This is a genomic window from Collimonas sp. OK607, from assembly GCF_900111995.1.
GTDB lineage: Bacteria > Pseudomonadota > Gammaproteobacteria > Burkholderiales > Burkholderiaceae_D > Collimonas.
The window spans coordinates 1-12,691 of sequence record NZ_FOKF01000018.1; the positions used below are offsets into that span (position 1 = coordinate 1).

At 55.2% G+C, this 12,691-nt stretch carries 14 protein-coding genes; 6 read left to right on the forward strand and 8 right to left on the reverse strand.

Going from position 1 to position 12,691, the window contains the following annotated elements; genetic code table 11:
* Positions 1 to 139: 139 nt before the first annotated feature.
* The 6 genes from BM029_RS13485 to BM029_RS13510 all read right to left on the reverse strand — a co-directional run bounded on the left by BM029_RS13485 (position 140) and on the right by BM029_RS13510 (position 4,666).
* The gene (locus BM029_RS13485; RefSeq protein WP_092436812.1) at positions 140 to 919 is read right to left on the reverse strand and encodes a peptidylprolyl isomerase; all 780 of its coding nucleotides are present in this window, start codon (positions 917 to 919) and stop codon (positions 140 to 142) included.
* A 116-nt stretch (positions 920 to 1,035) separates the two neighbouring features.
* Positions 1,036 to 1,314 (reverse strand): BolA family protein, encoded by a 279-nt coding sequence (locus BM029_RS13490; RefSeq protein WP_092436814.1) that lies wholly within the window; start codon positions 1,312 to 1,314, stop codon positions 1,036 to 1,038.
* Entirely contained in the window at positions 1,311 to 1,931 is a 621-nt protein-coding gene (locus BM029_RS13495; protein WP_092436816.1) for a septation protein A, read from the reverse strand. The genes BM029_RS13490 and BM029_RS13495 overlap by 4 nt, the downstream gene beginning before the upstream one ends.
* 102 nt (positions 1,932 to 2,033) lie before the next feature.
* Positions 2,034 to 2,435: a peptide-methionine (R)-S-oxide reductase MsrB gene (gene msrB / locus BM029_RS13500; protein WP_092411993.1), complete on the reverse strand. Its 402-nt coding sequence runs from the start codon at positions 2,433 to 2,435 to the stop codon at positions 2,034 to 2,036.
* A 15-nt stretch (positions 2,436 to 2,450) separates the two neighbouring features.
* Positions 2,451 to 3,962: a protein adenylyltransferase SelO gene (locus BM029_RS13505; protein WP_092436817.1), complete on the reverse strand. Its 1,512-nt coding sequence runs from the start codon at positions 3,960 to 3,962 to the stop codon at positions 2,451 to 2,453.
* A gap of 89 nt (positions 3,963 to 4,051) precedes the next feature.
* A complete protein-coding gene (locus BM029_RS13510) occupies positions 4,052 to 4,666 on the reverse strand; it encodes a DUF2239 family protein (RefSeq protein ID WP_092436819.1) in 615 nt (204 codons plus the stop codon).
* Between the two features lie 179 nt (positions 4,667 to 4,845).
* On the opposite strand from BM029_RS13510, the gene BM029_RS13515 reads away from it, so the two are divergent.
* The 4 genes from BM029_RS13515 to BM029_RS13530 are packed head-to-tail and all read left to right on the forward strand — an operon-like array spanning position 4,846 to position 8,331.
* A complete protein-coding gene (locus BM029_RS13515) occupies positions 4,846 to 5,790 on the forward strand; it encodes a branched-chain amino acid ABC transporter permease (protein WP_092436821.1) in 945 nt (314 codons plus the stop codon).
* An 11-nt stretch (positions 5,791 to 5,801) separates the two neighbouring features.
* A complete protein-coding gene (locus BM029_RS13520; protein ID WP_371329119.1) occupies positions 5,802 to 6,869 on the forward strand; it encodes a branched-chain amino acid ABC transporter permease in 1,068 nt (355 codons plus the stop codon).
* On the forward strand, positions 6,866 to 7,642 hold the full coding sequence (locus BM029_RS13525) for an ABC transporter ATP-binding protein (RefSeq protein ID WP_092436823.1): 777 nt from the start codon (positions 6,866 to 6,868) through the stop codon (positions 7,640 to 7,642). The genes BM029_RS13520 and BM029_RS13525 overlap by 4 nt, the downstream gene beginning before the upstream one ends.
* 5 nt (positions 7,643 to 7,647) lie before the next feature.
* Positions 7,648 to 8,331 carry an ABC transporter ATP-binding protein gene (locus BM029_RS13530; RefSeq protein ID WP_092436967.1) on the forward strand — a complete coding sequence of 228 codons (684 nt, stop codon included), beginning with the start codon at positions 7,648 to 7,650 and terminating at the stop codon, positions 8,329 to 8,331.
* A gap of 204 nt (positions 8,332 to 8,535) precedes the next feature.
* On the opposite strand, the gene BM029_RS13535 is transcribed toward BM029_RS13530, so the two are convergent.
* Together BM029_RS13535 and BM029_RS13540 are read right to left on the reverse strand one after the other, a co-directional pair.
* The gene (locus tag BM029_RS13535; protein ID WP_244545041.1) at positions 8,536 to 9,726 is read right to left on the reverse strand and encodes a multidrug effflux MFS transporter; all 1,191 of its coding nucleotides are present in this window, start codon (positions 9,724 to 9,726) and stop codon (positions 8,536 to 8,538) included.
* Between the two features lie 461 nt (positions 9,727 to 10,187).
* On the reverse strand, positions 10,188 to 11,084 hold the full coding sequence (locus BM029_RS13540; protein ID WP_092436825.1) for a LysR family transcriptional regulator: 897 nt from the start codon (positions 11,082 to 11,084) through the stop codon (positions 10,188 to 10,190).
* A 194-nt stretch (positions 11,085 to 11,278) separates the two neighbouring features.
* Between BM029_RS13540 and BM029_RS13545 the strand changes: the two genes are divergently transcribed.
* Positions 11,279 to 12,142 carry a pirin family protein gene (locus BM029_RS13545; RefSeq protein WP_092436827.1) on the forward strand — a complete coding sequence of 288 codons (864 nt, stop codon included), beginning with the start codon at positions 11,279 to 11,281 and terminating at the stop codon, positions 12,140 to 12,142.
* A gap of 102 nt (positions 12,143 to 12,244) precedes the next feature.
* Positions 12,245 to 12,667, forward strand: coding sequence for a DoxX family protein (locus BM029_RS13550; RefSeq protein ID WP_092436829.1), 423 nt, complete (start codon positions 12,245 to 12,247; stop codon positions 12,665 to 12,667).
* The last annotated feature ends 24 nt before the right edge of the window (positions 12,668 to 12,691 follow it).

Below are 12,691 nucleotides of genomic sequence, written 5' to 3' on the forward strand. Positions count from 1 at the left end.
GGCCCGATCGAAAATTCGACCGGGCCGTTAAGGCAAAACCACAGCGCTATGCTACTCGCGTTCTACGAAAACCTGCTTAACTGAACGGCATTAGCTCCGAGGAGCGCTTTTTTATTGACTGCGGTTTTAAGCGAAGATCTTATTGAATCTTGGCTTTGGCGCGCAGTTCTTGTTGGTAAGCTTGCAGCTTCTTCTGTTGCAGTGCTTCGGTGATTTGCGGTTTGACTTCAGCCAGGGTAGGGATCTTGGCGGCGCGTACTTCTTCCAGCTTGATCACGTGGTAACCGAATTGGGTCTTGATCGGTGTGTCTGTCAGTTGACCTGGTTTCAGTGCTACCAGCGCATCGGAGAATGGCTTCACGAACGAAGCTGGCGTTGCCCAGCCCAGATCGCCGCCGTTAGCTGCCGAACCTGGATCTTTCGATTGCTTGGCCAGATCTTCAAACTTGCCGCCAGCTTTCAGCTTGGTGATGATAGCTTTGGCATCGGCTTCGTTTTCGACCAGGATATGACGTGCGTGATATTCCTTGTCGCCGGCTGTCGCCTTGAATTTGTCGTATTCAGCCTGGATGTCTGCATCCTTGATCGGGTTCTTCTTGACGAAGTCGGCAACCAGGGCGCGGATCAGGATCGATTGACGGGCGATGTCGGCTTGTGCCTTGACGTCGGCGTTGTTGCCCAGGCCCAGTTTATCGGCTTCCTGAATCAACACTTCACGGTTGATCAGTTCGTCCTTGACCATGCTGCGCAGTTCCGGGGTGTCCGGCTGGCCGCCTTGTGCCGACAATTGCTTGACCATCATGTCGGCGCGCGACGATGGAATTGCCTTACCGTTCACGACTGCAAGGTTTTGGGCCATAACTGGCAATGTAGCAGCTGCAAAAAGTACCACCAGTAAACGTGAAGGTTTAAATGTCATTATCAAATCCTAGATTGGGGAGGTTGTTAATAAATTAATGCGAGGCAAAGGCAGAATAACCGAAGTGTGTTTAACGGACAATTGATTATTCTTTCAGATCGCTATGTCGCTATGTTTTAAGCAGTTTTAGTTTCAGATGGGGCTAGTGCAGTAATAGCCAGTGCATGAATTTCTGCATGCATCATTTCAGCCAGGCAATCATACACCAGCCTATGCCGATTTAAGCGGTTTTGCCCTTCAAAAACTGCGCAAACTATCCGCACTTTGTAGTGTCCGCCGCCTGAAGCGGCACCGGCGTGTCCTACATGCAGCGCCGATTCATCCTCAACTATACATTCCAAAGGTGAAAGCGCAGCTGTCAATTTGTTACGAATCGTATCAAGGCGCTGGTTCATTCCGGATCCTTGATGTATTTCGACAGCAAGATGCTTTGACCGATAATGAAGGCAAACATCAGCCCCATGCCGCCAAACAGCTTGAAATTCACCCAGGTCGCGGTAGGGAAATTAAACGCGATGTACAGGTTCAGGCAACCCATCACGATAAAGAACGCGATCCAGGCAAAGCCTACACGCGGCCAGATCGGGTCGGGCAGGGCGATCTGTTTCTCCATCATGGTGCGAATCAGGTTTTTCTTGAGTAGTAGTTGGCTAACCAGCAATGCCGTCGCAAACGCCCAATACAGGACGGTCGGCTTCCATTTGATGAAGGTTTCATTATGGAAGTAGATGGTGGCGCCGCCGAAAACGCAGATGATGATGAAAGACACCCACAACATCGCATCGACTTTTTTCCGGCGCAGCAGCAGATAGCCGATTTGCGCCACTGTGGCGATGATCGCCACCGCAGTCGCCAATAGCACCGGCGCTTGCGTAGCGGTAACCACGCCGCCAGACACAAAGCCCGATAAATACTGGCTGACCAGCGCTTGCGCCGCATCAGGGCTGCCTTCGCTCCATTTGAAGATGCCGAAGAAAAGGATTACCGGGAACAGGTCGAACAGGAACTTCATTTGTTTGGTGTGCTTTCAGTCAGGATAACTAATTAATGGTTGAATCTGAATCTTCTAATGGCCAATGGCCGAATCGTAAATCAGCGTTTGTGCCGGAGCGCTTCAGCCGGCCGGATCAAAACGCAGCGATGCCGAATTGATGCAGTAGCGCAAACCGGTTGGCGGCGGTCCGTCCGGGAATACATGGCCCAGATGGGCGTCGCACACCTTGCACAGGATTTCAGTGCGCATCATGCCATGAGTACGGTCGACGCGCTCTTCGACATTATCGGGATTGATGGCCTTGAAATAACTAGGCCAGCCGCAGCCGGAATCGAATTTGGCGTCTGATTCGAACAGGGGCGTATTGCAGCATACGCAGGTATAGATGCCATGCTCGTGATGATCCCAGAAGCGGCCGGTGAACGCCCGTTCGGTAGCGGCGTGACGGGTCACCTCATATTCCATCGGCTCCAGTTCGGCGCGCCATTCTGCGTCGGTTTTAATGACTTTGCTGCTGCTCATGGTTTCAATTCCAATCTATGACGAACAACTGACTTCCAGTCCGCGTGCCCAATCCGGCGGCAATTCTGCGTACTGCGCATGTTGCGGTTGTTCATCAAACGGGTTTTCAAGAATTTGCTGCAATTTCCGGACTTCAGAGAAGTCTTTATTCTGAGCGTGTTCGATTGCTGTTTGCGCCAAATAGTTTCGCAATACATATTTGGGGTTAGTTGCATCCATTGCAAGCTTGCGATTGCTATCCTGGCTATTTTCCATTTTCAGGCGAGCCCGGTATTGTAACGCCCATGCGTCGAATGCCGCGCGGTCTATGAACAGATCGCGCAGGGCAGCATCACGACTAGATTCATCGGCGTTGGCATCGTCCACACGCAAATTGCCGAGCCGGCGGAAAAACAGGGTGAAATCGACATGGCTGGCCTGCATCAGGGCAAACATGGCGTCCAGCAACTTGTCGTCGTCCGCCTGGTGCGTTACCAGGCCCAGCTTGGCGTGCAGCAATTCATCCAGTTTTGCGCCGTACAGGGCCTGGTAATTGCTGAGCGCGGCTTCGGTCGCCTCGACGCTGCCGATCAGCGGCAGCAAAGCCTGGCCCAGGGCAAAGCAGTTCCAATGGCCGATCTGCGGCTGCTGGTTGTAGGCATACCGGCCTTGCTGGTCGGTATGGTTGCAGATATGGCGCGGATCGTAAGCCTCCATGAAACCGAACGGGCCGTAATCCAGGGTTAGCCCGAGGATGGACATATTGTCGGTGTTCATCACGCCGTGCATGAAGCCGACTGCCTGCCATTGCGCCATCAGGTGCGCGGTGCGGCGCGTCACTTCGGCCAGCAGCGCCTGATAAGGGTTCTCTGCCGCCAGCAGTTCAGGATAAAAGCCGGAGATCACATGGTCAGCCAAGGCTTTAAGCGCTTCCGGCTGATTGTTGTAATACCAATGCTCGAACGAGCCGAAGCGCACAAAGCTAGGCGCCATGCGGGTCACCACCGCCGTAGTTTCCGGCCGTTCGCGCATCGCCAACTGATCGGAGCCGATCACCGCCAGCGCACGCGAAGTAGGGATGCCGAGTGCCGCCATCGCTTCCGAGCACAGGTATTCACGGATTGACGAGCGCAGCACGGCACGGCCGTCGCCCATGCGCGAATAAGGCGTGGCGCCGGCGCCCTTGAGTTGCAACTCCAGCCGACCGCCATCGGCAGCCGCCACGTCGCCCAGCAGAATGGCGCGGCCATCGCCCAATTGCCCGGCCCAGACGCCGAACTGATGGCCGGAATACACCGCCGCCAGTGGCTGAGAGTCGTTGGCGCCGCGATTGCCGGCAAGCGTCTGGATGAAAACATCGTTGTCGAATGCCGTCGGCGCCAGCCCGATCAGCTGTGCCGCCTGCGCGCTGGCCGCAACCAGGTACGGCGCTGGAATTGGCGTCGGCATCAGCTTGGTGTAAAAGGCTGCGGGCAAACTCGCGAACGCGTTAGAGAAACGCAGATGATCGAGTGCAGGTGCCTCGGGGAAAGCCAAACGGTTGTTCATGAAAGCGTTGATCCTGATTGCAATATGACGGGAAGCCTCAAGTATCGCACGGCTACGCTATCCTTACCTTGAGCGGCGGCGCGGGCTTTCTACTCTGCCGCACCGAACGCCCGGGCTGCGAGGGTCCGTGCATGATCGCGAATGTCGATTTGCCATGGCTCGCTCAACTCCGCAAAGCGCAACTGGTCGCCGGCAAAAAAGGCACGTGTAGCTTCTTCAAAGTCGGCTTGATTGCCAGCCATTGCAGACATGAACCGATACGCCGATTCTTGCGCCAGGCGCATCTGGTCGCGTTCTTCGTTACGGCGCTTAGCTTCTTCAACCAACTTGCGCAGCGCCACGGATGCACCGCCGGGTTGCTGGTTCAGCCAATCCCAGTGACGCGGCAGCAGAGTCACTTCGCGACCGATGACGCCCAGTTTCGGCCGACCGGGGCCACGTGCCGTTTGCAGGTCATCGGCGGCTTTTTCCATTGCCGTGGCGCCGGCTTCGCTAGCGGACAGGCGTTGCAATACTTGTTCAGCGCTGCCGCGGAAGTCGATTTCGACCTGTTCGCTGGTGAGGTCGTCGAAGATCAGTATGGTGGCGGAGTCGTTCCTGTCGATCAGCTCCTTTACTTTGAGCGCTACCAGCGCCAGTTGCCCGGAGGCGATGCGGTTGGCGCCGGCAAAGGCGATGACGGGGTGTGGATTGGCGGCATTCATCTCGGATGGCTTCCATATGCTGTGTAGTTGCGTCAATATTACCCGGGTTTAATTAATTGGTCAATATTACCTTGGTAAAAATACGACATCGCTTCCCGAACGAACCGGTAAAATGCCGGACTAGCTGTCGTCATCGCGCGCAGTAACATCAATAAAATCAAGAACGCCAAGAACACTAAATGGAATTCACCCTCATCACCTTGCTGAACGGTCTCAGTTACGGCCTGCTGCTGTTCCTGCTGTCGTCGGGGCTGACGCTGATTTTCAGCATGCTGGGCGTGTTGAATTTTGCCCATGCGAGTTTTTATATGCTGGGCGCTTATTTCGCCTATGCGATCAGCGCCAAGCTCGGATTCTGGCCGGCGCTGTTGCTGGCGCCGCTGCTGGTCGGCATGCTGGGCGCGCTGGTTGAGTGTTTTGGCCTGCGCCATGTGCGGCGTCACGGACAGGTCGCAGAATTGCTGTTTACTTTCGGCTTGTCCTACGTGGTAGTCGAACTGGTGCAACTGGCGTGGGGCAGATCGGCGCTGCCGTATGCGATCCCTGCACAACTAGATGGGCCGCTGTTCACTTTTTATGCAACTACGTTTCCCATCTACCGTGGCTTCATGATGCTGCTTGCATTGCTGGTTTTGCTGGCGGCCGCCTGGTTGCTGAAGCGTTCGCGTATCGGTTTGCTGATCCAGGCGGCGCTGACGCATCCGCAGATGGTCGAAGCCTTGGGGCATAACGTGCCGCGTATCTTTACCTGGGTATTTGCCGCCGGCTGCGGTTTGGCTGGATTAGCCGGGGTGGTGGGCGGCAATGCCTTTGTCACTGAGCCGGGTATGGCGGCCGGGGTCGGCAGTATTATTTTCGTGGTGGTGGTGGTCGGCGGCCTCGGTTCTTTGCGCGGAGCGTTCATCGCCTCGTTGCTGATCGGGATTTTGCAGACCTTTGCCGTTGCGCTGGATGTGTCCGCAGCGAGCGGTTTGGCGTATTGGGGTGTGCAGGTCAATCCTGACGCAACGGTATCCCCGTTGCTGCAGCTGACGCTGGCCCAGCTTGCACCTGTATTGCCGTATCTTCTGCTGGTGCTGGTCATGCTGCTGCGTCCGCGCGGCTTGTTTGGCGTGCGCGATTGATGGCCGGCCGCATGAATATGAGTATGAGGGTGGAACGCAAATGGATCTGGATGGCGTTTGCGCTGATATTGCTGGTGGCGCCGTGGGTGTTTCCGCAAAGCGCGGCGCTGTCTATCTTGTCGCAATGCGGCAGCATGACGATCCTCGCGCTTTCCTTCAACATGCTGCTGGGGCAAACCGGCATGCTGTCCTTCGGCCATGCCGTGTATTCCGGCCTGGCCGCCTTTGTCGCCGCGCATGTGATGAACCGGCTGGCCGGCGGCAGTCCTGCAATGCTGCTGTTGGTGCCGCTGGTTGGCGGTTGCGCCGGTATGTTATGCGGCGTCGTTTTCGGCTTTATCACTACCCGCAAATCGGGTACGGCGTTGTCGATGATCAGCCTGGCGCTGGTTGAGCTGGCGGCGGCTGCAGCCTTGATGTTTCCGGGATGGTTTGGCGGTGAGAGCGGGATCAGCACCGACCGCGTGCTTGGCGCGCCGGTTTTCGGAATCGACTTCGCATCGCAATTGCAGGTCTATTACCTGATCGCGTTCTGGCTTTTCGTTTGCGCTGCCGCCATGTATGGATTGACTCTTACGCCGCTAGGGCGTATTGCCAATGCCGTGCGCGACAACCCGGAGCGGGCAGCGTTCATCGGTCACGATCCGCGCCGGGTACGTTACGTAATGTTCATTTTGTCGGCATTCTTCGCTGGCGTCGGCGGCGCGTTGAGCGCCATCAATTTTGAAATCGTCAGTGCTGAAAACCTGAGCTTGTTGCGTTCGGCACAGATCCTGTTGTTTGCCTACATCGGCGGCATTGGCTATTTCTTCGGGCCGATGGTAGGGGCGGTGGTCGGCGTACTGTTTTCTGCTTTGCTGTCGACTTATACGCGAGGCTGGCAGTTGTATCTCGGATTGCTGTTTGTAATTGTCGTCTTGTTTGCACCAGGCGGTATCGCCGGTGTCTGGATGGCGGCAGTGACGACCTGGCGGCGCCTGACGGCGGCGTTTCTGTTGCGTGTGGCCGGCCTGTTGCTGCTGGCGGGCGGCGCCGTGCTGTTAATTGAAACACTGTATCAGCGGGCGGCGGGCATATGAGCGAAAACGCAACGCCGAACATTCTGGAGCTACGCGATCTGCACAAGCAATTCGGTGACACGCGGATTATCTGTGGCGCGGATCTGCAATTGAGGCAAGGTGAAAGGCTGGCGTTGATCGGTCCCAATGGCGCTGGAAAATCAACCTTGTTCAATCTGATATCCGGCCGCACCGAGGTTAGCAGCGGCGAGGTTCTTTTGCATGGGCTGCAGATAACCGGCCTGAGCCCGTTCCAGATCAATCGCCTCGGCCTGACGCGCAGCTTTCAGATTACCAATATATTTCCGCAACTGAGCGTCCAGGAAAACCTGCGTGCTGCGGTGTTGTCGTCGCATGGCTATCGCCAGGTCTTCTGGCGTCGTTTGTCGAATCTGCGAGCGGTTAGCCAGCGCACTGAAGAAGTATTGCAGCAATGCGGTTTGGAACCGCAGCGCGATACGCCTGGCCGCGACCTCAGTTATGCCGCCCAGCGCGCCTTGGAAATCGGCATCACGATTGCCGGCGATGCCGGCCTGATCTTGCTCGATGAGCCGACCGCCGGCATGAGCCGGGACGAATCCGCTGCCGCTACCGAGCTGATCCGTCGTGTCAGCACCGGTAAAACCTTGTTGATGATCGAGCACGATATGGAGGTGGTGTTCGGACTGGTGGACAGGATTGCGGTGCTGGTCGAGGGACGGATCATTGCTTGCGATACGCCGGCTGCGATTCGTAATAATCGGGCAGTTCAAGCGGCCTATCTCGGGCAGCTCGACGCGGAGCCGATGCCATGAGCGCCATGCTTGAAGTACGCGGCTTGAATGCCTTCTACGATCAAAGCCATGTCTTGCATGGTGTCGATCTTGATGTCGGGCCGGGTGAAATAGTCAGTCTGCTGGGGCGCAATGGCGCGGGCCGTTCCTCAACACTGAAAGCGCTCATGGGAATGATGCGCAGCAGCGGTTCGGTGCGCTTCAACGGCACTGAACTGATTGGTTTGAAAACCTTCCAGATTGCCAGGCGCGGCCTGGCTTATGTACCGGAAGAGCGGGCCGTATTCCCGACGCTGACCGTGCAACAGAATTTGCTTGTGGGGCAGCAGCGCGAGCGGGTGGCAATCGAGGATATGTGGCAGTTGATGCCGCAGCTGGCGGTACGCAAGCATGTCGCTGCAGGTTTGCTATCCGGCGGCGAGCAGCAAATGCTCAGCCTGTGCCGCAGCCTGATGGGAAAGCCGCAACTGATCATGGTAGATGAGCCGACCGAAGGCTTGACGCCGCACATGGTGCAGTCGGTGGCGCAGCATCTGCTGGCGTTGCGTACGCGGGGGCTGGGCGTGTTGCTGGTCGAGCAAAAACTCGGTATCACGCTGGAGATATCCGACCGGGTGCTGGTGATGGGGCATGGCCGGATTGTGTTTGCCGGTACGCCGGATGAATTGCGCGCGAATCCGGCGGTGCGGCAGAAGTGGTTGGAAGTTTGATTGGGAAATGAGGCAATCGGTTGTTCTTCTGCAGTTCACGTTTTCTGTCGCTTCGCCGACAGAAAACGTGGGCAGATCTCAGTCCAGACTCAGTCCAGAGTGGCTCGAGCGAGGAATGGAGCGAAGAGTTCTCGGGCTATCTCCGGCGTCACGACGTCGGTCGGGAATATTGGGGCAACGCATGTCTGATGCGCGTGGCGCTGATCATCCCGCTAGCACTGCAGTTGGTCGATTTTTTCGTCCCAATACGAGACAGTACAAACCTAATCCGAATGTCGCCAGCGTGCCGCCAGCAAGCTTGATGACACTGTCAAAGAGAAAAGGGGCGACCAGGCCTGAGGCTATGGCAAACACCAATGTCTGGACGACAGATTGCAATGAGGACGCCACGCTGCGGTTGTCAGGGAAGAAATCTAGTTTCATGTTCGTGTTTGCCAGCGTTGCGACGGCTAGCCCAATTGCATAAAAGATCAGTGGCAATAGAGCCCAAAGAGCAATCGCTCCGGTGACGTAATTGAATATGATGCTCAACATTGACGCCAGCACCATAATAAAATAGCCGATTCGAAGCAACCTGGCTGGCGAAATGCGATTTACAGCGCGAGTGGAGAATGTAACGGCGATCATGATCCCTCGAGCCAATGGGATGAACAGCCCGGCAAAAACCACCTCGGGTAAATGCAAACAAGTTGCCACGATATTAGCTGCCAGCCTGGCATATAACGCGAATCCATTGAAAGCAATGCCGAAAGACAGGACAAGCCAAAGGAACTGTGGATGCTTCAGCATCCGTCGATAATCCGTCACCAATGTTTTGAGATGGAAACGTCGGCGAGGTCCGGCCGCAAGAGATTCTGGCAGCAGGCTGTAGCACGCTAAAAACATCAAGGCGCCAAATAAACCCAGCGCCCAAAATATTGAACGCCAGCCCAGTGTTGCATGCAGCCCTTCACCTATGATTGGCCCAATTGCCATGGAAAGACCGAATACCATCATGATGTACACCGGCACGCGCTGCGCGTCGGCGCCGGTGGCTTGTTCCTGAATGATCGTACGACTAATCACAGATCCCGCTCCGGCGGCCAGTCCCTCCAGCCCGCGGAATATCAAAAATGATTCAAGGCCCGGTGCCAACGCAGCCCCAAAGGATGCGGCCGTATAAGCCGCAAGCGACCACAAGATCACAGGGCGGCGGCCAAAGGCGTCCGACAACGCGCCGTAAAACAACATCATGAAAACGAAGCCAAATAGAAAGACGCTTAGGGTCAGTCGCACTGATGTTTGATCAGCGCCAAAATCGTGTCCGATCGCATAAAAGGTTGGTATGTAAGTATCGATTGCTAGCGGCCCAACCATTGTCAATCCGGCTAGAATAAAAATGGTAAGGGTGCGCATGACATTGATTTTGGAAGTTGGACGTTATCTAGGATTCAAGTTTCATCAAGTCGCTACGCTCTAGCTGACTGATCTTGGAAATCATCGTAGATCCAACGGCATCGTCCCGGAAGCCTATATATTTCGATTCAATGCATCGTTAATTTAGATATATAAAAAAGTGAATGGTGATTACCGATTTCTTGACGGGTAATCCGAGTGGAGAAATGCGTTTGTTTCCGATATGGACGAGCAGGTGGCCCGCATCGTTGATACAGCGTTTTGATTGTGGTTTGTACGAGAGCGGCAAAGCCGCTTTTGGAAAAGACATCCATGGCCGAATGGGCGGCCTGGGGGAATGAATTTTTGTCAGTTGTATGCCGCTTGGCCTGCACGGAATTCTGCTCAGGCCAAGGGATAAAACGTCAGCACTAATTGTCAACACTAATTTGCTTCGGACCCTGTATCTGGAGAACCTGTAGCTAAATGGATCTTTGCTTTAACTGACCTACAAACCACCTTCCTGCAGGGCCAGGTGGCATGTCCTTGCGGTATATGGCATGCATGGAAAAGGATGAGCCAATCGTAGGATGGGCCTCCAATTCAATCGTCACGAGCGTCCCGCGTGCAATGTCTTCTTCCACCATGTGTTGCGGCATGATGCCCCAGCCCAGGCCGGCGCGCAAAAAGGCATGCTTGGCGCCCAGGTCGGCAAGTCGCCATACCAGCGGTGACATGACGCCAAAATTACGGCCTTCAGTGAGATTGGAGCGGTCCGTCAACACCAGCTGCACATGACCGGCGGCAGTGGCGCGAGGAATCATGCCGCTCAGGCCTGCCAGTGGATGCGAGGGAGACACCACGGCAATTGCAGGAACATTCAATAGATACTCGGATTCGCAATTGCCAGGCACATCCGGAAAAGAACCGATGATGCCGATGCGGCTGCGACCATCCAGCACTGGCTGGAGTACTGCCCCAAGCGCCTCGACATACAGCCTCAGCGGCGTGAAAGGGAAGGCCTCATGAAAGGCTCGAACAGCTTCAGTGAGCGCTGTAATGGGATACATCACATCCACCGCTACAGATAGTTCCGGTTCCAGACCTTCTGCTAATGTGCGTGCCCTCGCCTTGAATCCATCCATGCTGTCAGCTGCGGCACGGGCATCTGCCAGCAATGCTTTTCCGGCCTCTGTCAATTGTGGGTAGCGGCCGGTTCTTTCAAACAGCGGGAAGCCTACTTGCTGCTCAAGATTCGCCAAGGTCTGGCTGACAACCGATTGCGCGCGCCGCAGCTTGCGTCCTGCCGCCGAGAAGCTTCCTTCGTCGGCCGCGGCAATAAAGGTGCGCAATTGGTCCATGGACATCGCATCTAACATGTATCGCTCCTGGCGATTGGTTATATCGAAATATATAGGCTTCCGCGATATCGGTCTAGTGCCTACCATGCAGTCATTGGTTCAGGACATCTCAAGCATCCACAACCAAAGCATCAACGGCTGCAGGCGGCACAGTTTTGAGAATTAAAACTAATGTCACTGCGGAAATATTTTACTCGTTAAGGAGCGTAATCATGCATGCAATTGTTACCGATACTGCTGTCCTGCCCACACAAGCAACGTCACAAGTACGGCAAATCGTTTATCGCACAAAAGGGAAGCGCCAGGAATGGTTTACCCGCCTTGCCAGCCCATCAGGCATCGGTGAAAAAATCAAACCTTTTGTTTTTTTAGACGACTTCGATATTCGTTCCACCGGCAAGCCTCTTTCGGGCATGCATCCTCATTCCGGCATTGCAACTATCACTGTCGTTCAATCCGGCAATATGGACTACAAGGATACGACCGGAAAAAGCGGCACGCTTTCCGCCGGGAGCGTTGAATGGATGAAAGCCGGAGGCGGAGTCTGGCATGGCGGTGGTGCTGCCGACGGCGACCACGTTCGTGGTTATCAACTGTGGATCGCATTGCCGCCAAAAGATGAAAACGGTCCTGCACAAAGCCAGTACCTGGCGCCGGAGCAAGTGCAAAGCCATGGCCCTGCACGAGTCATTCTCGGCCGCTACGGAAATGCGGTGAGCGCGATTGCCATTCGCGCATCCATTAATTACCTGCATGTCAAATTGCAAGATGGCGAACGCTGGCGCTATCAGACTCCGGAAGGGCACACAGTAGGCTGGGTTGCCACCAACGCCGGAACGCTTCATACGGCCGGTGTCGCGCTAAATGAGGAATTGGCGGTATTCGAAGAGTCAACAGCTACTTTGGATTTTGTGGCGGAAGGCGATACCGAATTCGTTCTCGGTTCGGCAGTCAAGCATCCTCACGATCTCGTGTTGGGATATTACTCGGTGCATACGGATGGTTATGCGTTAGAGCGTGGCGAAGCCGAGATCGAGCGTATCAGAGCGCAACTGGAAGCAAATCGCAGTTTGTAGTTTCAAGGATTTATCCCGCAACCCGGCAGTAAATATCACAGCAATTTTTTAATCACTCAGGTTCTAATTTTTTACTAATTTTCTACTTAATCAGGAGCTAACATGCAAAACGCAACTAACACTTCATCTTCTTTTCCACTCATCGGCCGTCTCATGATGGCGGCGATTTTTCTCATCAGCGGCGCCGGCAAGATTGCCGCTCCCGCCATGACCATCGGCTATATCGGCGCCATGGGATTGCCGTTCCCCACTTTGGGATTTGCACTTGCTGTAGCAGTTGAGATCGGCGGCGGCCTGTTGCTGGCGTTCGGTTTCCAGACACGCATCACAGCCGCGGTACTGGCAGTATTTTCTGTAGTCACCGGCCTGGTTTTCCATCACGCAATCGGTGACCAGAACCAGTTGTTCAATTTGCTCAAGAACATTGCAATGGCTGGCGGCTTGCTTCAAATCATGACTTTCGGCCCGGGCGCATTCAGTCTTGATGCGCGCAAGGCGCCAAAAATCGTGCCAAGCGCAGCCTGAGATCAGTACCCACTACGACAATCA

Excerpts from the sequence above, each read along its gene's own strand:
- BM029_RS13495 (WP_092436816.1), bottom strand. The coding sequence starts at position 1,931 with ATGAAGTTCCTGTTCGACCTGTTCCCGGTAATCCTTTTCTTCGGCATC.
- msrB (WP_092411993.1), bottom strand. The coding sequence starts at position 2,435 with ATGAGCAGCAGCAAAGTCATTAAAACCGACGCAGAATGGCGCGCCGAA.
- BM029_RS13510 (WP_092436819.1), bottom strand. The coding sequence starts at position 4,666 with ATGAATGCCGCCAATCCACACCCCGTCATCGCCTTTGCCGGCGCCAAC.
- BM029_RS13490 (WP_092436814.1), bottom strand. The coding sequence starts at position 1,314 with ATGAACCAGCGCCTTGATACGATTCGTAACAAATTGACAGCTGCGCTT.
- BM029_RS13535 (WP_244545041.1), bottom strand. The coding sequence starts at position 9,726 with ATGCGCACCCTTACCATTTTTATTCTAGCCGGATTGACAATGGTTGGG.
- BM029_RS13485 (WP_092436812.1), bottom strand. The coding sequence starts at position 919 with ATGACATTTAAACCTTCACGTTTACTGGTGGTACTTTTTGCAGCTGCT.
- BM029_RS13545 (WP_092436827.1), top strand. The coding sequence starts at position 11,279 with ATGCATGCAATTGTTACCGATACTGCTGTCCTGCCCACACAAGCAACG.
- BM029_RS13525 (WP_092436823.1), top strand. The coding sequence starts at position 6,866 with ATGAGCGAAAACGCAACGCCGAACATTCTGGAGCTACGCGATCTGCAC.
- BM029_RS13530 (WP_092436967.1), top strand. The coding sequence starts at position 7,648 with ATGCTTGAAGTACGCGGCTTGAATGCCTTCTACGATCAAAGCCATGTC.
- BM029_RS13550 (WP_092436829.1), top strand. The coding sequence starts at position 12,245 with ATGCAAAACGCAACTAACACTTCATCTTCTTTTCCACTCATCGGCCGT.
- BM029_RS13520 (WP_371329119.1), top strand. The coding sequence starts at position 5,802 with ATGAATATGAGTATGAGGGTGGAACGCAAATGGATCTGGATGGCGTTT.
- BM029_RS13540 (WP_092436825.1), bottom strand. The coding sequence starts at position 11,084 with ATGTTAGATGCGATGTCCATGGACCAATTGCGCACCTTTATTGCCGCG.
- BM029_RS13505 (WP_092436817.1), bottom strand. The coding sequence starts at position 3,962 with ATGAACAACCGTTTGGCTTTCCCCGAGGCACCTGCACTCGATCATCTG.
- BM029_RS13515 (WP_092436821.1), top strand. The coding sequence starts at position 4,846 with ATGGAATTCACCCTCATCACCTTGCTGAACGGTCTCAGTTACGGCCTG.